Origin of the sequence: Flavihumibacter profundi, from assembly GCF_020076305.1 — a bacterium.
Classification (GTDB): Bacteria; Bacteroidota; Bacteroidia; order Chitinophagales; family Chitinophagaceae; genus Flavihumibacter; species Flavihumibacter profundi.
Genome location: NZ_JAIQXE010000001.1, coordinates 1,270,163 through 1,292,696, shown reverse-complemented (window position 1 = coordinate 1,292,696; position 22,534 = coordinate 1,270,163). Strand labels below are relative to the sequence as shown.

21 protein-coding genes are annotated in these 22,534 nt (G+C 40.4%); 10 read left to right on the top strand and 11 right to left on the bottom strand.

The genetic code is table 11. The features are described from left to right. Window positions 1-72 precede the first annotated feature (72 nt). From rplQ to LAQ65_RS05525, 3 genes are all read left to right on the top strand, one after another. Window positions 73-558, top strand: coding sequence for a 50S ribosomal protein L17 (gene rplQ / locus LAQ65_RS05535; protein ID WP_224115948.1), 486 nt, complete (start codon window positions 73-75; stop codon window positions 556-558). Window positions 559-648: 90 nt separating this feature from the next. Further along, on the top strand, window positions 649-1,758 hold the full coding sequence (gene carA / locus LAQ65_RS05530; protein ID WP_224115947.1) for a glutamine-hydrolyzing carbamoyl-phosphate synthase small subunit: 1,110 nt from the start codon (window positions 649-651) through the stop codon (window positions 1,756-1,758). A gap of 162 nt (window positions 1,759-1,920) precedes the next feature. After that, window positions 1,921-2,979, top strand: coding sequence for a response regulator (locus tag LAQ65_RS05525; RefSeq protein WP_224115946.1), 1,059 nt, complete (start codon window positions 1,921-1,923; stop codon window positions 2,977-2,979). A gap of 33 nt (window positions 2,980-3,012) precedes the next feature. Here LAQ65_RS05525 and LAQ65_RS05520 read toward each other — a convergent pair whose 3' ends face one another. The 3 genes from LAQ65_RS05520 to LAQ65_RS05510 all read right to left on the bottom strand — a co-directional run bounded on the left by LAQ65_RS05520 (window position 3,013) and on the right by LAQ65_RS05510 (window position 4,606). After that, entirely contained in the window at window positions 3,013-3,414 is a 402-nt protein-coding gene (locus LAQ65_RS05520) for a hypothetical protein (RefSeq protein WP_224115945.1), read from the bottom strand. A gap of 14 nt (window positions 3,415-3,428) precedes the next feature. Next, entirely contained in the window at window positions 3,429-3,863 is a 435-nt protein-coding gene (locus tag LAQ65_RS05515; RefSeq protein WP_224115944.1) for a DUF2267 domain-containing protein, read from the bottom strand. A 296-nt stretch (window positions 3,864-4,159) separates the two neighbouring features. Then, on the bottom strand, window positions 4,160-4,606 hold the full coding sequence (locus tag LAQ65_RS05510) for an Hsp20/alpha crystallin family protein (protein WP_224115943.1): 447 nt from the start codon (window positions 4,604-4,606) through the stop codon (window positions 4,160-4,162). A gap of 254 nt (window positions 4,607-4,860) precedes the next feature. On the opposite strand from LAQ65_RS05510, the gene LAQ65_RS05505 reads away from it, so the two are divergent. Next, window positions 4,861-6,342, top strand: coding sequence for a Do family serine endopeptidase (locus LAQ65_RS05505; protein ID WP_224115942.1), 1,482 nt, complete (start codon window positions 4,861-4,863; stop codon window positions 6,340-6,342). A gap of 4 nt (window positions 6,343-6,346) precedes the next feature. Here LAQ65_RS05505 and LAQ65_RS05500 read toward each other — a convergent pair whose 3' ends face one another. After that, window positions 6,347-9,634: a chemotaxis protein CheB gene (locus tag LAQ65_RS05500; RefSeq protein ID WP_224115941.1), complete on the bottom strand. Its 3,288-nt coding sequence runs from the start codon at window positions 9,632-9,634 to the stop codon at window positions 6,347-6,349. A 162-nt stretch (window positions 9,635-9,796) separates the two neighbouring features. Here LAQ65_RS05500 and LAQ65_RS05495 point away from each other — a divergent pair, with 162 nt between their 5' ends. Continuing rightward, entirely contained in the window at window positions 9,797-10,264 is a 468-nt protein-coding gene (locus LAQ65_RS05495) for an NUDIX domain-containing protein (RefSeq protein WP_224115940.1), read from the top strand. 39 nt (window positions 10,265-10,303) lie between these two features. Further along, window positions 10,304-11,329, top strand: a complete 1,026-nt coding sequence (locus LAQ65_RS05490; protein WP_224115939.1) for a glucokinase — start codon at window positions 10,304-10,306, stop codon at window positions 11,327-11,329. Between the two features lies 1 nt (window position 11,330). Here the strand turns inward: LAQ65_RS05490 and LAQ65_RS05485 are convergent, their stop codons facing one another. From LAQ65_RS05485 to LAQ65_RS05475, 3 genes are all read right to left on the bottom strand, one after another. Continuing rightward, window positions 11,331-12,005 carry a BON domain-containing protein gene (locus LAQ65_RS05485; protein ID WP_224115938.1) on the bottom strand — a complete coding sequence of 225 codons (675 nt, stop codon included), beginning with the start codon at window positions 12,003-12,005 and terminating at the stop codon, window positions 11,331-11,333. A gap of 137 nt (window positions 12,006-12,142) precedes the next feature. Then, window positions 12,143-12,553, bottom strand: a complete 411-nt coding sequence (locus LAQ65_RS05480; protein WP_224115937.1) for a DsrE family protein — start codon at window positions 12,551-12,553, stop codon at window positions 12,143-12,145. A gap of 123 nt (window positions 12,554-12,676) precedes the next feature. After that, window positions 12,677-13,198: a YciE/YciF ferroxidase family protein gene (locus LAQ65_RS05475; RefSeq protein ID WP_224115936.1), complete on the bottom strand. Its 522-nt coding sequence runs from the start codon at window positions 13,196-13,198 to the stop codon at window positions 12,677-12,679. 174 nt (window positions 13,199-13,372) lie between these two features. On the opposite strand from LAQ65_RS05475, the gene LAQ65_RS05470 reads away from it, so the two are divergent. The 3 genes from LAQ65_RS05470 (at window position 13,373) to aroQ (ending at window position 15,299) form a co-directional block, all read left to right on the top strand. Continuing rightward, on the top strand, window positions 13,373-13,558 hold the full coding sequence (locus tag LAQ65_RS05470) for a hypothetical protein (protein ID WP_224115935.1): 186 nt from the start codon (window positions 13,373-13,375) through the stop codon (window positions 13,556-13,558). Between the two features lie 124 nt (window positions 13,559-13,682). Beyond that, on the top strand, window positions 13,683-14,789 hold the full coding sequence (locus LAQ65_RS05465) for a baeRF3 domain-containing protein (protein ID WP_224115934.1): 1,107 nt from the start codon (window positions 13,683-13,685) through the stop codon (window positions 14,787-14,789). Window positions 14,790-14,879: 90 nt separating this feature from the next. After that, a complete protein-coding gene (gene aroQ / locus LAQ65_RS05460; RefSeq protein WP_262901403.1) occupies window positions 14,880-15,299 on the top strand; it encodes a type II 3-dehydroquinate dehydratase in 420 nt (139 codons plus the stop codon). Here aroQ and LAQ65_RS05455 read toward each other — a convergent pair. Beyond that, on the bottom strand, window positions 15,296-17,818 hold the full coding sequence (locus tag LAQ65_RS05455) for a hypothetical protein (protein WP_224115932.1): 2,523 nt from the start codon (window positions 17,816-17,818) through the stop codon (window positions 15,296-15,298). The genes aroQ and LAQ65_RS05455 overlap by 4 nt on opposite strands. A 45-nt stretch (window positions 17,819-17,863) precedes the next feature. Here LAQ65_RS05455 and LAQ65_RS05450 point away from each other — a divergent pair, with 45 nt between their 5' ends. Continuing rightward, the gene (locus LAQ65_RS05450) at window positions 17,864-18,529 is read left to right on the top strand and encodes a toxin-antitoxin system YwqK family antitoxin (RefSeq protein ID WP_224115931.1); all 666 of its coding nucleotides are present in this window, start codon (window positions 17,864-17,866) and stop codon (window positions 18,527-18,529) included. A gap of 1 nt (window position 18,530) precedes the next feature. Here the strand turns inward: LAQ65_RS05450 and LAQ65_RS05445 are convergent, their stop codons facing one another. The 3 genes from LAQ65_RS05445 to LAQ65_RS05435 form a co-directional block, all read right to left on the bottom strand. After that, window positions 18,531-19,343 carry an alpha/beta hydrolase gene (locus tag LAQ65_RS05445; protein ID WP_224115930.1) on the bottom strand — a complete coding sequence of 271 codons (813 nt, stop codon included), beginning with the start codon at window positions 19,341-19,343 and terminating at the stop codon, window positions 18,531-18,533. 159 nt (window positions 19,344-19,502) lie between these two features. After that, window positions 19,503-21,881, bottom strand: a complete 2,379-nt coding sequence (locus LAQ65_RS05440) for a M1 family metallopeptidase (protein WP_224115929.1) — start codon at window positions 21,879-21,881, stop codon at window positions 19,503-19,505. Next, window positions 21,878-22,489, bottom strand: coding sequence for a HupE/UreJ family protein (locus tag LAQ65_RS05435; RefSeq protein WP_224115928.1), 612 nt, complete (start codon window positions 22,487-22,489; stop codon window positions 21,878-21,880). Before LAQ65_RS05435 ends, LAQ65_RS05440 begins: the two co-directional genes overlap by 4 nt. Window positions 22,490-22,534: the final 45 nt, after the last annotated feature.

The following is a 22,534-nucleotide window of genomic DNA, read 5'->3' as shown; positions in this document are numbered from 1 at the left end:
GCTTACCGTTCACCTTTTTTTATAATGTAGGCTGCAATTCCTGACCCGGTGCAGCCGGTAAAACTTAAAGTCATGCGTCACGGAGACAAACAAAACAACCTGGGCCGTAAGAAAGCCCACCGCGAGGCCCTCTTGGCCAACCTTACTATCAACCTGATCGAACACAAGCGTATTGTTACCACCCTGGCTAAAGCCAAAGCATTGCGTGTGTTTGCTGAGCCCCTGATCACAAAGGCAAAATTAAATGATACACACAACCGCAGGGTAGTATTCAGTTACCTTCAAAACAAAGAAGCCGTTGCAGAACTCTTCGGACCAATTGCAGAGAAAATAGCTGGCCGTCCCGGTGGTTATACCCGTATTATCAAACTCGGCGCACGCGTTGGTGACAATGCAGAACAGGCCCTGATTGAACTGGTTGACTTCAACGAAGTGTATGGCAAAACAGCTGAAACTAAAGCTGAACCTGCTAAGAGAACCCGTCGTGGTGGTAAAAAAGCCGCTACCGAAACTCCGGCAGCACCTGCCCCATCCACTGAAGACAAAGCAGCAGAATAAAGGATGAATGATTGATTTTTCAATAAGGGCAGAATGGTTTTCCATTCTGCCTTTTTTTTCGTGATATTTGCAAAATTTCCATTTATTAAAATGTCGAACGCTCCACAACAAAAAGCAATCCTCGTACTCGAAGATGGTTCAGTTCACTATGGTAAAGCCTTTGGAAGCATTGGTACAACTACCGGTGAACTTTGCTTTAATACCGGTATGACGGGCTACCAGGAAGTATTTACCGACCCAAGTTATTTCGGGCAGGTTATTATCATGAATAGTGTACATATTGGCAATTATGGTGTGAAGGATGAGGATATTGAATCCTCCTCTGTAAAGGTGCGGGGCATCATCGCCCGGAACCTTGAAGAACAGTTCAGCAGGCGCCTGGCGCAGGGGTCACTCGACAATTACCTTAAAGCCAACCATATTGTTGCCATCGAAGGAGTTGATACCCGTGCCCTTACTGCTAAAGTGCGCACAAAGGGTGCTATGAATTGTATCATATCTTCTGCTATTCAAAATGTAGATGAATTGAAAGCACTGCTTAAAGATGTGCCTTCCATGGGCGGACTGGAACTTGCCAGTAAAGTAACTACAGATGCGCCATATGAAATGGGAGATCCCGGTAGTGCTATACGTATAGCCGTACTTGATTATGGCGTTAAACAGCATATACTGCATTGTATGGTTGATCGGGGCGCCTATGTAAGGGTTTACCCGGCTGCAGCAACCCTGGCCGACCTGAAAGCCTTTAACCCCGATGGCTATTTCATCTCCAATGGTCCCGGCGACCCGTCTGCTATGCCTTACGCTATACAGACAGTAAAAGATGTTATTGCGGAAAATAAACCCACTTTTGGTATCTGCCTTGGCCATCAGTTGCTTGCCCTGGCAAATGGTATCCCAACTTTTAAAATGCACCATGGCCACCGTGGACTTAACCACCCTGTTAAGAACCTGATAACGGGGAAATGTGAGATAACAACGCAGAACCATGGCTTTGGTGTTGACCCCGAAGCAGTCAGGAAAGCCGACCATATTGAAATAACCCATGTGAACCTGAACGACCACTCCATTGAGGGCATAAGGGTAAAGGGTAAACCAGCATTTTCAGTGCAATACCACCCGGAAAGTACACCCGGACCGCACGATAGCAGGTATCTCTTCGATGAATTTATCGGAATGATTAAATCTGCAAAAAATTAAAAAAAAGCGGCACCTTACAAGTGCCGTTTTTTTTGTGCATCCCTTATTTAAAAACATTGCGGCAGTGGTGATTTTCTGTGATTTTCAGGTATAAATTCAGTATTTTAGTAATTACCAGATGATAGTCTGGGTATCGATACCAGATTTACCTAAAAGCCTGTCATGAAAAAAATTCTATTAATTGAGGATAATGAAAATATCCGGTCTAATACCGCTGAAATCCTGGAGTTGGCCAATTATAAAGTGCTTACAGCAGAAGATGGCAAGCTAGGCGTTGAAATAGCTTTAAAAGAAAAACCTGATCTTATTATCTGCGATATTATGATGCCCGTGCTGGATGGCTTTGGTGTGCTGCATATGTTACATAAGAACCCATCTACACAAAATACCCCGTTCATTTTTTTAACTGCTAAATCTGAAAGAACGGATTTCCGGAAAGGCATGGAGCTCGGTGCCGATGATTATATCACCAAACCATTCAGCGGTACTGAATTATTAACTGCTGTTGAAAGCAGGTTGAATAAAGTTGACCTCCTGAAAAAGGAATTAAAAGGGGAAATGAATGGTTTGCAACAATTAATTGATGCTGCCGGTGAAACTGATAAGCTACAGGAACTCATTAACGATCGAAACACTAACAAGTATAAAAAGAAACAAATTATTTTTTCAAGAGGGAACCGGCCAACCTGCCTGTTTTATTTGAAAAAAGGGAAAGTGAAATTGTATAAAACAAATGATGATGGCAAGGAACTGGTTGTTGATTTATACAATGAAGGTGATTTCCTTGGATACATCGCCCTGCTGGAAAATACCAATTACAAAGAAACAGCAGAGGCTATGGAAGACGCTGAGTTAACAGTAATACCCAAGGAGGAATTTGAAGAATTAATCAATTCAAATCGCGAGGTAAGCAGGAAATTCATTCAACTCCTTGCCAGGAATGTTTCAGAGAAAGAGGAGCACCTGCTGAAACTTGCGTACAATTCTCTCCGGAAAAAAGTGGCCGATGCACTTATGGCTATTTACAATAAGTATAATAATGCCCACAATGGGACTTATTCTATAGATATCAGCCGGGAAAACCTGGCTACGATCGCAGGAACTGCTACTGAATCGCTAATCCGGACTTTAAGTGATTTTAAGAATGAAAAGCTGATTGAAATTAAGGATGGTGCAATAACCATTTTGAATGAGAAAAAACTCAACAGTTTCCTGAATTAAAATGGCCGAAAATTAATTCGGCACTATTTTCTTTCACATAATTCCTGTTACATAAAAATTGAAAGCATATTTTAATTTATTGAAATGGATTTCTGTTTTTTCCATTTCATCCCGCAGTATATCCTGCTTTCTTTTAATTTCTGAAATTCCAATACCGTGACCATAAATTTCGCGGATCAGTAATTTTTCATGGTCAGATATTTTTCTTGCCATTGACTTAATGGATTCGTCTTCTTCAGCAAACTGGTTATTGAAATATTCTATCTCTTCAAGTATGCCCAGGTCGTTTTTTGCCAGGTTTTTTATAACATCGGCAAGCCTGTGTTTAAGGTTTAAGTTTTCCTCGGTAATAAAATCCAATATTCGTCTTAAGCTTCCATTTTCTGACTGGAAATGACTGTGCAGCGGCTCTTCCATGTATAATGGGCTGGACATAAATTTTATTTTTCCTAATTCTCTAAAATAAATTGTTGTAATTCTTCGGGAAGAATATTGTTTACTTCATTCGCCTTCGTTTCATTATTGAAGTTGTTAATGGTTCGGAATACAGCTTTTAAGGCTTCAACGGTTTCTTCTTCATTGATAAGATCAAAAGCCTGCATTTTACTGCTTTCTTTATTCATTTCATCAATAAAATCCCTTAGGTGTTTGATACGTTTATAATTATCACGGATTTTCCAGCCATCAACATAAACCCCTTTCAAAGGCATAGGCAGGTGAGAAACAAGTTGAATGGATTCCCCGATACTTATCCTGTTTCGTAAGGCATGCAATACCAATTGTATTAAACGCCCTGCTTTATCTTTTGGGACCTGCATTTCCTCAGCAATCAGGTTGATGAGTTCATTTCCTTCTGCTGCATATTTCTCAAAATCGAGTTTCATATGGGTACATTTAAAAAAAACAATTAAACGAATACATTTCGTAGCGGATTATTTACCAGTCAGGGAAAATTCATTTCCCTTTCAATTCAGCTCCAAGATAATTCGGCTATTTATTTTAATAAATGATGGGACTCACAGTTTTTTCTGATTGTAGTCAGCCATGCTTCCATTATAAAAAAAATAGGGCCAGATAGAAATCCGGCCCTAATAATTATCCAATATCCTATGAAAAACCAAAGTAAAATTATACTAAGTACAATATTCAATTAAGTGATGGTAGTCAGGGTTGTTAAAGTTTAATACACCGGTATCCTGGTCCGGAGAGTATTTACCAGCGCATTTGATTTAGAAATAAATATATAAAGTATGCCGGAAATGTATTCCGCTATGGAAAATTCAGGATCAACATTTGATGGTAAAATAACATGCCGGTCAAAATATTGGTTATCAAATTCATGCATTTTCATTTCATTCAGTGTTGCAGACTCAGCAACTTTATGGATTGCACTTACTGACAGCACGTTTTCATTGGCGTATACGAGGAAGTCTTCCCTTTTTACGCCGGGTATAGCTAACTCTATTTTAAAAATATCTGATTCATCTGAAATATTTACAGGGGGTAAAATGACATTGTTGCTTTGTAATTGGTTCAGTTCGGTTAATACTTCTTCCTCATTTAATAAAGGTGTGTATTCCCCCGGGTAAATGGAACATGCTGATTCATATAGAATTGTGTTTTTCATAAGCTTACCCTTTTATAATACAAATCTATATACAATGAAATCCTTATTTAATGATTCTTATTTGTTTTTTGGTTGATTATGGTCAGTGTTTTTCCGGGCAATTAAATCCAATTGAAAATGATGAGTATCATAAAAAACCATGACCTGTTTCATTGTCTGTGATACATTTCAGGAACTAGCTTTGATAACAGATCGTTGATTATTGCAGATGCTATTTAATTGTTAATCAAGCTGTCAACTGGAGGTAGGGTGATATGAAACAATATATTGTACTTATTGGGCTTTCCATACTGCTTTTTCCGGGGTGCCGCGGACAGGAGAAGAGGAGCCCGGTACCTGTTGTGGTGGAAAAGAAAACCACTTTTGAGGAAAAGCAAAAAATAGCATTGGGTACAACCCAAAATGAAGGGGTTGCTGCTGAGAAACCCGGTTTTAATTTTCGGTATGCCGCAAGGAAAGCTACACCTGGGGTTGTGCATATTAAGTCTGTTTATCCTGCTGTTGAAAGGAATGGACTCCCCGATTATTTTGATGATTTCTTTAATGATGATTTTTTTGGCAGGATATCGCTCCCGGAAGGGAATGCCCCTAAAGTAATGTATGGCAGCGCATCTGGTGTTATTGTCAGTGATGACGGTTATATTGTTACAAACAACCATGTCGTCAATGAAGCCCAAAAAATAGAAGTTGTTTTACATGATGGCCGAAGCTACATTGCAAAACTTGTGGGTAAAGACCCTGCAACTGATCTGGCACTGGTCAAAATTGATGCAGAAAGGCTGGCGTTTATCCAATTTGGTAATTCAGATTCAGTTGAGGTGGGCGATATGGTACTGGCGGTAGGGAACCCTTTTAACCTGGCATCCACTGTTACAGCGGGTATAGTTAGCGCAAAAGCTAGGAATATTAACCTGCTTACTGAAAGATATGCTGTTGAATCATATATCCAGACGGATGCTGCAGTTAACCAGGGAAATAGTGGGGGCGCCCTCGTTGATATAGAAGGTAAGCTGATCGGGATTAATTCTGCCATTGCAACTCCGACAGGTGCTTATGCAGGGTATTCCTTTGCCATTCCCGTTGAAATGGTCAAGAAAGTAATTGATGATATCCTGCGCTATGGAAAAGTATCCCGTGGTTACCTTGGTGTTATTATTAGTGATATGAATGGGGATAAAGCAAAAGAGCTTGGTATAACTGCTTCTGCCGGTGTATTAGTGGATAGCATTCAGAAGGGTAGTGCAGCAATGGAAGCCGGAATACTGCCAAAAGATGTTATCATTAAAGTGAATGCCTATAATATTGAAACTGTACCGCAATTCAGGGAATATATTGCAAGGCAAAAACCTGGTGAAAAGCTGGTACTTACTATCATAAGGGGTGGGGTGCAAAAGGCAATTACAGTCACTTTAAAGCCGGCGCAGGAAACCCAGGTTCAACAGGAATATGGTGCGGAGATTTTAAAAACCCTGGGTATAGAAATTGAAAATCTATCCCCTGAAGAATTAAAGAGTTTGAAAATAAGTGGTGGGGTTTTGGTTTCAAAAATCTCAAAAGGATCTATTTCCAGGCAAACCAATATGCAGGAAGGGTTTGTGATCACAAAAATTAATAGTAAGCCGGTCAATAATACGAGCGAGTTTCTTCAGGAACTGAAAAACAAGAAAGGTGGTGTATTGTTAGAAGGTATTTATCCCGGAGTTCAAGGTTCTTTTTACTATGGATTTGGTCTGTAAAAGATTAAATGACAGCGGTTGCCCGAGCCGGAAATTGAATGGTGAAAGTGCTCCCTTGATCTGTTTTACTGCTGAATTGTATTGAACCGCCCATTATTTCGAGGTATTTTTTTACAATATGAAGCCCCATTCCTGTTCCCTGCAGGTTGGAAACATTGTTTGCCCTGAAGAATGTTTCGAAAAGGTGGGACTGGTCTTCCTGGGGGATTCCAATGCCTTCGTCCTTAACCACGAATTGCAAATTTCCCTCGGCACAGTTTGAGCTGAGCCAGATATTTTTTCCTTCCCCGGAGTATTTTATGGCATTTGAAAGCAGGTTGGTTAATACGTGTTTTAAATGTTGCTTATCTAAAAGGAATTTCCTGGTATCTCCGGTTTGTTGGTATATAATAGTTTGTCCGTGTTTAGCTGAAAGCCTGATCTCATCTGTGAGATTTTCACAAAACTCAACAATATCAAATTCTTCAGGATGATTTTTCATTTTACCGTCCTCTATTTTACCAATCGATAAAAAATCATTTAATATATCGGTTAAGGAATGTACAGAAGAAGTGATTTTTTCTATATGTTTTTGGATTTTTTCATCTTCGTTTAATGCACTGTATTTTGAAATGAGGTAAGCTGAGGAAAGTATTCCGCTCAATGGGGTCCGGAATTCGTGTGAAGCAATGGCGACAAATTTGGATTTCAGGTCATTTAACTCTTTTTGCCTGGTTAAAGCCTGCCAAAGTTCGCTCTCTGCTTTTTTCCTTTTTGTTATATTATATAAAACAACCAATATCTGTTCAGGACTGCTTTCTTTATAGGAAAGCGGTACTGCATTAATTAAATAATCGGAACCCTGAAGGGTTTCCTCAAATACCACATTCTGGCCTTCAAGGGCTCTCCTGAAAAAAGTCTCTGAATGCCTGTTTAATTTCCTGGAAAGTGAATCAAAAATATGCTCCCCTATAAGGTGTTCCGGGGTTAATCCAAGTTTTTTTATTTCCGTGCCACCTGCAAAAATGTACCTGAAATTTTTATCTAAAACACCAATGATGCCATCGGGAAAGTTTTTTGCAATAGAACTGAAAAGGCTTTGTTGCCGCTCAAGGGTTTCTTTTGTCTTCTGGACTTCTTTTGCTTCTATTAATTCTGTTATATCAATGCCTATGCCAATGAATCCGAATAGCTTACCGTCCTGGATAACCGGGGCTATATCCATATTCAGCCAGATTGGGGTGCCATCTTTTCGATAATTTCTTATAACCTCAGTAATGGGTAATTTCTTCTTCAGGGCATTACTGATTCTTTCAATTGCCGATTTGTCTGTTTCAGGCCCCTGCAGCATTTCCCCAGGTGTTTTTCCAATCAATTCATCAAAAGTATATCCTGTTATTTTGGTAAAACTGTCATTAACCCAATCGGTTTTTCCTGCAGCATCTGTAATGACTACTGCATTATTTGTTTTACTTGCTACTAAGGATAATTGTTTTAATTGGTATTCGTCCCGTTTTCTGCTTGTTATATCCTGTACTGTTCCAATTAGTTTACTGATTTTTGATTTTGATTTTTTTACCGTTCCGGTTACCCGAACCCATTTCTCAGGTTTTACCCTGGGATCCAAAATAAGCTCGGTGTCGAAGTTTTTTCCAGTCCTGAAACTTTCTGCATATAAACTGGAAATTTGACCCCTGGATTCTTTTGGGAACAGCTTTATTGTTTTTTCTATTGTTGGTCCAAAGCTTTCCGGCACTTCGAAAATGTTATACATTTCTTTTGTCCAAATCATCCTGTCTGCGGGGAGGTCATACTCATAGCCACCCATATGAACAGCACTTTCTGCCGCCTGTAATAAGTCTTTAAATTTTTTGCTTTCAGAAATATCCCGGATCGTCTTTATAATGAATTTATTTCCATCGTTATCCACAAACAAATTAATTGTTAGGAAACAGTTTAACGTATTGCCAACTTTGCTTAGCAGGGTTCTTTCAATATTGTTGACACTTCCGGTCAGGAATTGTTTGTGTTGCGCTAATGCTTCCTTTTTTTCTGAACCCGGTATTATTTGTAAAAATGGTTTTTGAATTAATTCATTTGGCGTGTATCCTAATAATTTGCAGAGTCCGTCATTTACTTTTACAAAATGGGCTTTTTCATCCAGTACTGCAAAGCCAATATCTGCGGTGTGAAATACAGCATCAATTAAAATACCGGATTTGGTTAATTCTGTTTTTGTTTTTTGTAATTCAGTTACATCAAGCAGGCTGAAAGAGACGCTTACAGTTTCCTTATTCAAGTCCAGAGCCGGGCTGAAATTGAATAGGTATGTCTTTGATTTTCCATTTTTAAGAGGGAATTCGTAGTTCCCTGTTGTTTCAGTTCCTTTTATGGCGGTTTTAAATGCAGTTACTAAACTATCTGCTTTGCACTTCAATAACTGGTCCATTAAATTATTGCCGACGGAAATTGTTGATCCACAGATTTTTTTCAAGATATCTGTACTAATAATATTAAATGCAATGATTTTACAGTTTTTGTCTGTTAAAATAATCGCCTGCATATTATTCCCAAGCATAGCCGTAACATTTGCGCCAGCTATCCTGAGCATCTCTGTTTGTTGTTCTATTTTTTCATTGGCTGATTTTAATTTTTGCTCTAATTCCTTAATCCTTTTTAATTCTCCTTGATTGTTTTGGATTGGTTTTATTTTATTTTTCTCCCCTGATGTTATTCTGATTAATTGCTGGCCTATCTTTTCCGGAGGTAATATTTGATCAATCAACCCCGTTTCAATTGCCGCCAACGCCATGCCATTGTACCTGGCAGTCTCCGGTTCCTGGACAAGTACTGCACCCCCGGCTTTTTTTATCGCTTTAATACCCTTGGCTCCATCTTTGCCAGTTCCTGATAGTATTATTCCAATAGCATTTTCTTTCTGGTCAATTGCCAGGGAATTAAATAATGCATCGATAGAAGGCCTGTGCGCTTTTTTGGATAAAGCTTTCGAGAGATACAACTTTCCCTTTTTTATTGCAATCTCATAATCGGGCGATTTTATATATATAGTTCGGTTTTTTACCGTTGTGGTATTTTTGATTTCCGCAACCTTTAGTTTAGTATGGCTGCTGAGTGATTGAACCAGCATGCTTTTATTATTTGGGCTCAAATGCTGCACTATTATAAAAGCAATATTTGAAATATCGGCAGGCAAATTACAGAACAGTTTCTCCAATGCATCAAATCCGCCGGCAGAGGCACCAATGGCTGCTATATGTAGGGAGGAGACTGGTTTTTTGGACGATGGGGTCATAGGTTACTAAAATTACATAAACTAACCATATATTTTTTGCTTACTTTAATATGGGAATGTGCTGTTTGGTTTGCCGGTTATTAATAAGTCCGGTTATGACTTTTTGTTCTTTTGTGTAGCATTAGGGTAGTTTGATTAGTGGTTTAAATAATGCGGAATCTGATGCCAAAAAGAAGTGCGGGTATATTATTTTACCGGTTTCTGAATAATGAACTGGAATTTTTCCTGGTTCATCCCGGTGGGCCATTCTGGGCAAATAAGAATGAACATGTATGGTCTATACCCAAAGGTGAACTGGAAGAAGGTGAAAACCTTTTTGAAGCTGCATTAAGGGAAGTAAAAGAAGAACTGGGTATAGATATTGCCTCTGTCGGCATTTCATTAACTCCTGTAAAACAAAGTAGCGGGAAAATAGTGTATGCATGGTTAGTGTTACAGGATATAGACCCTGGAAAAATCATCAGCAACAGTATTGAATTAGAATGGCCCCCGCAATCCGGTAAAATAATTACCATTCCAGAAATTGACCGCGCCGCATGGTTTGGTGTTGCGGAAGCCCGGAATAAAATTATTAAGGGTCAGGTTTTACTTATTGATGAAGCGATTAAAAAAATCAAAAAGCGGTCGTGATATTTATCATCCGTACCTGCCTCTTTAAAAGTTAAGCTTATGCTACTGCCACTAAAATATACTTCCGGGGATTTAGGGAGGGCAAACGGCCTTACAATTCTTGCGGGCGATATTGGAGCAACGAAAACAAACCTGGCACTATACCGGGTTGTAAATAAGCAGTTAATGGAAATAAGTAAAATGAAATTCATTACACGGCAATTTCCGGAGCCAGCCATGATGCTAAAAGAGGTTTTAAAGGGTTGGTCAAAGCCAGATCGGGTTTGTATTGGCGTGCCGGGTCCGGTAATAAACGGGAAAGCCATGCTTACCAATTTGAACTGGGAAATAGATGAGCAATTATTGGCCAAAGAAATCGGGCTAAATAATCCCTGCCTGGTAAATGACCTGGAGGCAATGGCTTATGGATTGGCTTTGTTGCCTGAAACTGATTGTGTGGTTGTTCAAAAGGGGATTCCAGGCCAGGCAGGCAATGCAGCAATAATTGCCCCTGGAACCGGGCTCGGGGAAGCAGGACTTTATAATGACGGAAGTGTTTATCACCCTTTTGCAACAGAAGGCGGTCATTGTGATTTTGCGCCGAGGACAAAACTGGATATTGAGTTGCTCAATCATTTGCAGGAACAATTTGGCCATGTAAGCTGGGAGCGCCTGATCTGTGGTCCTGGTATATTCAATATTTACAAGTTTTTCAGGGATGTAAAAAGTATAAACGAACCTGACTGGTTGAACGGATTATTGGAAAAGGCTGATCTTCCTGCTGTTATCAGCAGCAATGTAAAAGCAAGTGAACTTTGTTATAAAACCATGGAATATTTTATTCGTTACCTGGCATATGAATCAGCAAACCTTGTCCTGAAATTAAAAGCTATAGGAGGCTTGTTTATTGGTGGAGGGATTGCCCCGCAAATACTTGAATTATTTGAAGTGTTTCGGTTTAATAATTCCTTTTGCCAAAGCGGCAGGCTTAATTATGTATTAAAAAATGTTCCGGTTAAAGTCATTAAGAATACCGAGGCACCTTTGTTAGGTGCGGCATATTTTGTAATGCACCAGCAATTATAAATTAATCTTCAAAAGAATATTCCGGTTCCTCTATCAAAAGCCTGTTTTCGACAGCTGTAACTCCGGGTGCTGACCAGGCGGCACACTCTGCATCTTCTTTTTCCGCAAATGACCTTACTTTTCCCTGCAGTATAATCTTGTTGCCAATGACTTCAGCAGATATTTTCGAAGCATCTAATGTTGCGCTTCTTTGAAAAACGGAATTGATTTTTACCTTAATATCACCAGGTGTAATTTTGGGTTTAATAGTAATCAGGTTCGTAACAGACCATACGCCTTTAAGGTTTTCAATAGACATTTTCGCCTGTGTCCGCTGGTATTCCCACTCCACTTCACCTTCAAGGGTTACAATCCCATTTTCAACACTTATCTTGATTTTATCTTCAGGTATCATTGTATGCCATTTCAAGGCAGTAATTGCCGCCTCAGCAATTTCACTATCAGTTTTCCTGAAGCTTGGGAATAAGCCTACCTGGATTTCTTCTGCAATTGCCTTTACTCCCGATACCTTTTTTGCTGCCTTCTCCGCATGGATTTTTTTGGAGTATGAATCAACATGGCCCGATAATGTAACAATCCCGTTCTTAACAGCTACCCCAATTTCTGAAGCATTTAAAAAAGGTTCCCACCTTAATTGTTCCATCACATTTCTTTGAATTTCTATATCGCTTTTCATAAAATTTCAAATTTAAGGATGATCAAAATATTTGAATTCTACGCAAAAGAACAATTCTTTAAAATTCCGTTCAATGAGGACAATCACCAATTTTCCTGACTCTGGTTAGGGAAGCCTGACTATAAAAATTCGAAGTATCAGTATTTAATGTAGCTCCAGCCTTCTTCCTGTTTCCCGGCCATTTCCAATATGGATACAGGCACTACAATTGCCGAAGGTATTACCTGCTCCGGTGTCAGGTTTAACCGCTTCAGGGAATTGGCACAGGCTGCAAATACGACATTTTTGGATGCCTTTAATTCATCAATCTTATCTTTAATATTTGTTTTTCCGTCTATCAGGGCATAAACTGCCGGACCGTGGCATACTACTTCTATCCTTGCGTCCGGTGCAACTTTTAATACATTATTTATCTGGCGGATTATACCCCTGTAATCTGCGGTATCCGCACTTTCAAGATCCCAAACAATTTTGTGCTGTTTCTGCTGTGCACAAACAGATAAAGAGCAAATAAAAAGGACTGCGCAGGAAATAATTATTTTTTTCATTTTGTTATTTTGGCAATGGGTACAAATTATGGATATTTCACCAAAATAAACAAGCCTGCTTGTAAGATCTGCATTCAGCGAAACTTATCCTATGTAAATAATAGTTTATATTATTGGGTCGGCTTAAGGCAGGTAAATGGGTGACTTTGCTTTAGTATTGATTTCAAATTCAGCTAGCTGTGATAACCGGTCATCAATTTGTTTTTCATTGACCTCAATTTCATGGAATATACTGGCTGATTTTTCTTTTCCAAGTGCCCTGGCAAATGCTGCTGCCGTGCCATAGGTGCTGATTTTGAAATGGTTTATTGCCTGTATACAGGCTAAAAGGCAGGCATCTTTAACTTCAATATCAGCGCAAAGGGAAATTTTCTCCCCTGTTTCCTCAATAAATGCCTGCATAATCTTGTTTTTCAGGCTTAGCGTCGAGATTTCTTCCTCATCAAAAAAATCCTGCATTTTTACAATATGCTGTTCAACAAAACCAAGATATTTCTGCAGTACCGCTTTAAGCTGTAACGAACCAGCCCAGTTTATCCATTCAGGCAATGAATTTTTTAAGGCAACTTCAGCAGCAATAAATGATTGCGCGTCATAATCCAGCAAATTGTGCAGGTTTGTGATGGTAGAGCTATTGTTTGCCATAGTTTTTTGGTTTTATATTTTCAAATATAAGGGACAGACATTAAGCCATTAATGACATATATCAGGAAACAAAATAACTGTCCTCATTGATTTTCCAATTGAATTTAATTTGCTTTGGCTGTTGTTTATACATTGAATCTGTATCGTTAATTATTTACTAAAGAATATTAATTTATGCCAAAGAAAAAATTACCTAAAAACCCGGCAGAAGTTGAACCACCCATCCGGTCTCCTGAATTGAATCCTGAAGATGCTCCTGAAACTGAACCTTTGCCGGAAGAGGATCCTGATTACATTCCAGACGATAATCCTTTTGAAACACCACCAACTGAATTGCCTCCTCCTGGTGAAGGTCCATGAAAGTGTTACCTATGCATGGTTCATGAAATAGATGGCGTATGAGGCCAATCACGCACAAGGGTGATGGATATCATAGGCTGGGTTGGCATGGTAGAATAATTTTGTAGTGTAAAATTCAATGATTATGCCACTTAGCCTAACTGAAGAATACAAAGAAGTTTTAACAGCACCTGAGTACCTTCCTTGTATTTCACTGATCATGCCATTTGAACCTAAAATGTGCCTGGAAACTGAGCTTTCCTATAAGCTTGATAATGCAGCTGACAGAATTGAGCGAAAACTAAAAGGTTTATATACCGAAGAAAGGGTTGAATGTGTTATGAAGAGCCTGAGATTTTTGCTTAAGTCACTGGATTATAATACCCATAAAAAGAGTATTGCAATTTTTATATCACCTGTTTTTGAGAAAGTATATTACCTCGATATTCCACTCGAAGAAAAAATTGTAATTGACGACTCTTTTGAAATCCGTGACCTGATTTACAGTAAGAAGGAAATCCATAAATACCTGCTTGTTGTATTAAGCAATAAGGCCACTAAAATATTCCTGGGTAACACTATCCATTTCTTCCCCGTAGTGCTGAATGTGCCAAATCATATTTCCGCATATATTAATGAGATTCCTGAAAAAGTAGCCAACTTCTCTGACGCGAATGCAAGAAAGGAATTATTACTCGATAAGTTTTTACGGCATACGGATAATGGCCTCAGCCATGTTTTGCAGGCGTATAAATTGCCGCTTTTTGTAATGGGAACTGAGAAGACAGTTGGCCATTTCAAAAGCATATCACATAATACGAAGCATGTTATTGAATATATCCACGGCAATTTCGAAGACAAGTCCGAAGTGGAACTGAAAGCAATAATGGATCCCTATGTAACTGACTGGAAAAAATTGTTGCAGCATAACCTGATGAAGCAGATTGATGATGCTATGGGTGCAGGTAAGGTGGCTATTGGCATAAGGGATGTCTGGAAAGATGCAACTCAAAAGAAAGGAAGGTTATTAATTGTGGAAAAAAACTATATGTTTCCTGCTAAGCTTGTTTCTGGTGATGGAAAATTTTCTGGTTATGATCCTGCAACCAACAATGCTTTCTATATTAAGGATGCTATAGATGATATTATTGAAAAAGTATTGGCAAGTGGGGGAGACGTTGAATTTGTTGATGAAGGATTTTTGAGCGATTTTAAAAGGATTGTTTTAATTGATTACTATAAACGTCCGTAACATAGCAGGTTTTAGGTTGGACCTTCTAAATTAACAGGCTTGATATTTAAATTTATTTATTATTAGGCCTGTTTGTTTATTTTTATGGAGATGAAAATTGCTATCATAAATGGACCAAATCTGAACCTCCTGGGAAAAAGGGAACCCGGGGTTTATGGGTCACAGGATTTCGGGTCATACCTTGAAGCCCTCCGTATAAGTTTTCCTGAAGTGGAATTCAGTTATTTTCAATCCAATGTGGAAGGGGAATTGATTAATGAAATCCAGCGGGTGGGCTTTTCCGTAAAAGGCATCGTTTTAAATCCTGCAGGTTATACACATACATCTGTTGCTATAGGGGATGCCATCGCAGCCATACAAGCCCCGGTTGTTGAAGTGCATATAAGCAATGTACATGCAAGGGAGGAGTTCCGCCATATTTCCCATGTTTCTGCCAAAGCAGCCGGAACCATATGTGGCCTTGGATTAAAAGGTTATGAACTGGCAATCCGGTTTTTATCAGGTCTTTAATGAACCCCTGTGGCTAGCTTCTGGAGTGCATCCAGCTTTCCGATATATAAACTTCTGCCGTGCGTTCCCACAACAATTTCATTGGCAGTTTTTTGGATGGCCAGGTCATGTACCGGTATTGATTTTGGCAGCCCTTTATTTAATAACATAAAGCTTAACCCGCTATCAATACTGGCATAAAGTCCTCCATCAGTACCCACATAAATAATTCGCTCGGACTGCGGATCTTCCCTGATTACATTTATTGGTTCCATTGGCAGGTCATTTCCCAGTCTTTTCCAGGTATTGCCATAATCTTCACTAACAAATAAATAAGCATCGAACTGATCATTCCGGTAGCCATTCAGGGTTACATAAACGCGGCTTTCTTTCCAACTGCTCGCAATAACCCTTGAAACATAAAGTCCCTGTGGTAGCCCCGCTTCTTTTTTTGTTGGTTTGCCAATGACCGTCCAGTTGTAGCCGCCATCCCTGCTTACCTGTATATTCCCGTCATCAGTGCCAATAAATAGAAGGCCAAAACGGAACGGAGATTCACTGATGGTAGTAATGGTCCCAAAAGGCACATCTCCCGGATGCCCGCCATTACTGAGGTCTGCACTGATTGTTTGCAGTCGTTCACCCTTATCCATGGACCGGTGAAACCGGTTCGAACCGATATATAAAATATCAGGATTGTGCATGCTGAGCAAAATGGGGGTCTGCCAGTTAAAGCGTAAAGGGAGTTCACCCATTTCATGCTTTGGCTTAAAATATTGGGAAGTCCTGGTTTGAAGGTTAATGCGGTAATAATTGCCAAACTGGAATCCACTGTATACCGTATTGTTATCACGGGTATCCACCTGCACCTGCATGCCATCCCCGCCATTTAGTCTTTTAAATCCATATTCACCACTATCAATCCAGCCGGCATCTTCTTCATGGGTAGAAGGACCAAACCAGCTTCCATTGTCCTGCAGGCCTCCATAAACATTATAGGGTTTAGCGCTATCTACAGCGATGGCATAATATTGTGCAACAGGTGGTGTATTGGCTTTAAACCAGTTATCTCCATTGTCGTAACTGATATTGCAGCCTCCGTCATTTCCATCAATAATATGGCTGTCTTTGTTTGGGTCTATCCACAAAGCATGATGGTCTGCATGGACATTGCCCTTATCAATTGTTCGAAATGATTTTCCGCCATCTTCAGATAGCTGCGCATTAAATCCAAGGATAAAAATTTTATCAGTATTTACAGGTGATACGTAAATCCTGGCGAAGTAATAACCATAAGAAGAAAATATGCCAATTGGTTTGATGTGGGTCTTTTTCCAGGTACTTCCGCCATCATCGCTGCGATATACTTCACAGCCGGTAATTGATTTATTCTGAAAACCATCGTCTACAAAAAGGTAGTCATATAATGCAGTTGGTTTAACCTGGTCTTTCTGCACCATTTCCTTCAGGGATTCCGCAGTATATTGTTCAGGTAGCTGATTTGCTTTTAGAAACCGGTTCAGCCTATCGTTATCCAGCCTGGCAAAAGCTGCTTTGTCCAGCCCCTTTAATTCTTTCAACTGGTACATTGTATCCGCGAAAACCTTCCCGGTATCGGGCAAAGGGAACTGGTTATCTACGACTGCATAAACGGTATGGGGATTTTTGGCACTAACTGCTAATCCTATCCTGCCTGTTCCTTTGCCTTGAATAAAACCCGATCCTGCACCACTTACCAGCTGCCAATGGTTACCCCCATCCGCAGACTTATATATACCGCTGCTGCTGCCGCTTTCCTCGAAATTCCAGGCCTGGCGCGTCCTGTACCAGGCAGCTGCAAATAATTCCTGAGGGTTTCCAGGATTGATATCGAGGTCAACAATACCTGTATTCCCGTCTACGAATAAAGTTTGTAGCCAGGTCTTCCCGCCATCTGTGGTTTTATAAACACCGCGTTCTTTACTGGAAGAATATAAATGTCCCAGAACTGCTACCCATGCTATGTTTGGATCTGATGGGTGTAATTGAATTTTACCGATATGGTGTGATTCCGGTAAACCCGTATATACCCAGGTCTGGCCGTTGTCGGTACTTTTGTACACACCAATGCCTGCATAAGATGACCTGCTGCTGTTCACCTCGCCGGTTCCCACCCATATTACCCGCTGCGCTGCATTCCAGTTAATAGCTATATCCCCAATACCAATTACCTGCTCACTGTCAAAAATCGGTTTAAAGGATTGCCCGTTATTTTGGGTATACCATAATCCTCCAGTGGCATATGCCAGGTAGAATTCCGTAGGATCAGCAGGATTTGCTTCTATATCTACAACCCTGCCGCTCATAATGGAAGGCCCGATATTCCGGAAGCCCAAATCAGGGATATTGCTCCGCCTGGCCAGCAACTCACGCTTTTGCAATCCTTTAAGACGGTCTGCCGCGCTTGTAGGCTGGATTTGTGCATAGCTTTGTATTGTAATCAGAAAAGCAATAATTAGGGCATATTTATTGAAGTGTATTGTGGTGGAATCAGATAACATATTGCTTTTCGTTTCGTTTATACTGTATTATCAAACATACTAACAATGCGTTGGATTTTAATTTTGTCCTTATTGATTTCAGGGAGCAGTTTCGGCCAATGGAAGAGTTATATTATTAGTGTGAAAGGGGACACCCTGAATAAAATTGATCTCAAGGGCAAAAAGCAGGGCCCCTGGATCAACCATATTGAATCCTTAAGGGGTGAACCCGGTTATGAAGAAGAAGGGGAATATACCAATGACCGCAAGGAAGGCACCTGGCGAAAATTTAACCTGATGGGCGATCTTCTTGCAATTGAAAATTATCAATGGGGTTTCCAGGATGGTATAAGCCAGTACTTTAGTATTTCGGGAAACCTCATACGGGAAGAAAGCTGGCGGGCATTTAATCCGGATAAACTGTATGATACCCTTGCCGTTGAAGATGTTAGCAACCCCGGAAATTATAATGATGTTATCATAAAAAACGAGGGATCTTCCTTAAAACACGGCACCTGGAAATATTATGATGCTGGTTTTGTAAGCAAAACAGAGTTTTACCACCTTGGAAAACTGGAACAAGGATCCGCTGCCCCGCCATCATTGGCAAGTGATACTTTATCTGTCACCAAAAAAATGGAAAAACCCAAGGAAGTGATAGAATATGAAAAAAAGAATTCAGGCAAGAAAAAAATAAAGGTGCGGGACGGATCAGTGAATTTCAATAACTAGGTTATTTTTCATCCCAGGCTTTCCGGAAAAATAGTAACTGGAATTCAACGGCGTTTTTCCAGTAATCCCATTCATGCCGTCCGGGTCTTTCTATATAATCGTGTGCAATTCTGCGATCCATCAATTTCTTGTGTACATTTCGGTTTACCTGTAACAGGTAATCGTCTAACCCGCAATCCATAATGAGGCGAATTTGTCCGGGCTTTAAACTGTCCGCTATATTAAATGCCGTGAATTTATCCCAGTTTACTTTGCAACAAGTGGTGTCGGTTACTTTTTTACTTATCGGGCTATTTGGGGAAAATGGGTTCAGGTCCAGAACTCCACTCATACTTCCTGCTGCATAAAACAGGTCGAGGTGCCTGCTGGCCAGGTAATATGCACCAAACCCACCCATGCTATTGCCGCTTATGGCCCTGAATTTGCGGTCGTTAAGTGTTGGATAATGTTTTTCAATATATGGCATCAATTCGCCGATAAAATGTGATTCGAACTTTGAACTGCTGTCAAGTGGATTGTCGAAATACAAAGTTGTATAGCCGCCATCCGGACAAACGATTATACAGCCGTATTTATCGGATAACTGCTGCAATTGCGGCACTTTATTTATCCATAAGGAGTACTTTCCGCCAAACCCGTGAAGCAGGTAAAAAACCGGGAATGCTTTTCTTTCTGGTGTATTTGAAGGCTGGATAACAATAGCTTTTATATTGCGTTTCATGGCAGCGCTAAATATGTTAATAGTGTCAACAGTTGCCGCATGCGCTGAGATAGCAGCAAAAAACAGCAAGGAAAGAAGGAGCTTTTTATTCATAATAAACAAAATTTACCTGCCAAAATGTATTCCAATAAACAGGAGTGAAGCAGATATTGTTCATGTAATATTAGGTTTCTGTGGGTAAAATAGATAGCCCCCCATATTTTATGGGGGGCTATCTATTTATAAATTTTTGTAGAATTTACTTCTTACGGCTTAAAAAGCCTTCTTCTCTTTTTTCTTTTCTTCTGCTTTCTGCATTGGTGTGATACCAGTACTTTGTCCACGGGCGCCCATCTTCATCTTGTACAACTGGAATTTGCTGGCTTCAGGGACAGCTCCCCAGGTATTGTTATCTTCATTGATGTCCGCTGTTTCTTTCATGGGATCCAGCTTAATGGAGGTTACTTCCTTATCTTTTAAATACACCTTGGTTACCTTATTCTCATTCTTGCGCCATACCTGTGCAGGAATGCGGTCAACTTCTTTGGTGCCATCGGCATAAGTGAACTCTACTATGATAGGCATTACCAGTCCGCCTTTGTTGGAGAAGGTGCACTCATACAGGTGTTTTCCTGCATATTTTTTCTGTACTTCTTCATCAGCTTTTACCATATTTGATTGCGCAGGCACTTCATAGGTATTTGTGTCAACCGGCTCAATTCCACGGGCATAGCGCCAGTAGAAATCACGAAGGCTGGTATCGGCATCCGTTGCAAATACAATGTTCTTGTCTTCGCGGTTACGGATCTTGGAAACGTCTTCAAATGTATTTACCATGGGTTTAGCCAATTTCACTTTGTTTACTCCACCGGCTGATGCAGAACTTGTTGGCTCGCCGAATTCCGGTTGCAGGTGCCGTACTGTGTCAATGGCGATATCAGTGGCATCGGTGCTGTAAAACCAACCTCTCCAGAACCAGTCAAGGTCTTCACCACTCGCATCTTCCAGTGTCCGGAACAGGTCAGCCGGAGTCGGATGTTTGAATGCCCAGCGGCGTGCATATTCCTTGAAGGAATAGTCGAACAACTGGCGGCCCATGATGGTTTCACGGAGAATATTCAGTCCGGTTGCCGGTTTGGAATAGGCATTTGGACCAAACTGGATAATATTTTCGCTATTGGTCATAATTGGCTCCAGCTGGTCTTTTGGCAGTTTCATATAATCTGTTATATATGCAGCCGGACCACGGCGGGTTGGGAATTTATTGTCCCATAATTCCTCAGTCAGGTATTCAACGAATGTATTCAGGCCTTCATCCATCCAGCTCCACTGGCGTTCATCGCTATTAACAATCATTGGGAAGAAGTTATGGCCTACTTCATGTATCACAACCCCCAGCATACCGTATTTGGTAGCCTCACTGTATGTGCCATCAGGTGCAGTACGACCGTAATTAAAACAGATCATCGGGTATTCCATGCCGTTAGCTGCTTCAATACTCTGTGCTACCGGGTAAGGGTAGGGGATAGAAAACTTTGAATATGTTTTGATAGTATGTGCAACCACTTTTGAAGAGAAAGGGCGATATAGGCCATAGGCCTCTTTTCCGTAAAAACTCATACACATTACTTTCTTGCCTTCAACATTGGCAGGAAGCGCATCCCATATAAACCTGCGTGAAGAAGTCCAGGCAAAATCACGGACATTATCGGCTTTATATATCCAGGTTTTCTTTGCTTTGCTTTTTGTCTTTTCAGCAGCTTTAGCTTCATTTAAGGTAACGATCTCTGTTACATCTTTAGCAGTTTGTGCTTTTTGCCAGCGTGCATATTGTGTTGGGGTAAGCACCTGCTGGTAGTTTTGGCATTCGCCAGTTGAACCAACCATGTGGTCGGCTGGTACAGTCATCTGTACTTTGAAATTGCCGAATGTAAGTGCAAATTCCCCCCTTCCGGTGAATTGGTGGTTTTGCCATCCCTGGAAATCACTGTACACGCAAAGTCTTGGATACCATTGGGTAATTGTGAAAAGATAGTTGCCATCTTCTGCAAAATATTCATAACCGCCTCTTCCGCCAACGCTCATACGATCAGAAATATGGTAATTCCAATCTACTTTAAATATATATTTCTGCCCTGGTTTCAACGGTGTTGGCATTTCAAGGCGCATCATGGTTTTGTTCACGGTATAGTTCAGTGGCTTGCCTGTTGCATCGGTAATTTTGGTGATGTTTACACCATAATCATTATCATGTGTTTCCAGGGTTTCGAGCATCCTGTCTGAAGTTTGTTTGCCAATTGTGCTGCCATCCTGGTAGTTGGCCTTGCGGTCGTTGGCATGCTCATTTTCATCGAGTTGCAACCAAAGGTATGTAAGCACATCCGGCGAATTGTTGAAGTAGGTCACTGTTTCACTACCTGTCAGGCGCAGTTTTTCTTCGTCCAATTCACACTTAATATCATAATCTGCACGCTGTTGCCAATACTTCGGACCAGGCGCACCGCTTGCTGTACGGTATTCGTTGGGGGTCGGAAGTGTGGTGCCCAATTGTTCAAACTTGTTGCCATGGTTTGACCCTGGATTGTTCTGGATGTTCTGGGCAAATGCCGTGCCGGCAAATAAACCCATACATGCAAAGATTAGTCTTCTCATTTTGTTATTGCTGTTTGTGTATGTGTGTATAGTTCAGGAATTCTTTCGACTGCCAGTTTTATTGAAAATAAAAGGATAAGTACAGATATAACCCGTAGCCACCATATCTGGGCAAGTTTTAATCTATCTACGAAGATAAAGGATAGTGTTAAAACAACCGCAACTACCACCAATTGGGCCACTTCAATGCCCAGGTTAAAAGCAAGTAAATGTCCGGGGAGCTGCTCTGTCCCTTCAAGGTCAAGCAACAGGTTGGCATAGGCCATTCCATGGATCATGCCAAAAAACAGGGCAAAAAAGTAAATGATAGGCAGCTTCCTGGTTTCCTGCCCGGGCTTTGCAAGCAAATTGTTTAAAGCAGTTCCTGCAATTGTAAGGGGTATCAGAAATTCAATCCAGGCAACAGGCACCCTAATTAGACCGAAAACGCTTAATGCCAGTGTTAAACTATGGCCAATGGTAAACGCAGTAACCATTATGGCGACTTTTCGCCAGTCGGCATACCGGTACCGTAGACATAGTGCAGAAACAAATAATATGTGATCCAGGGCAGACCAGGTTAATATATGATCTATGCCCAGCCCGAAGTAAAGGTTAAATTCTTGCATAGTTTATGAAGCTGTCAAAATAAACCAGAGTTTTGTGCTGAAAAA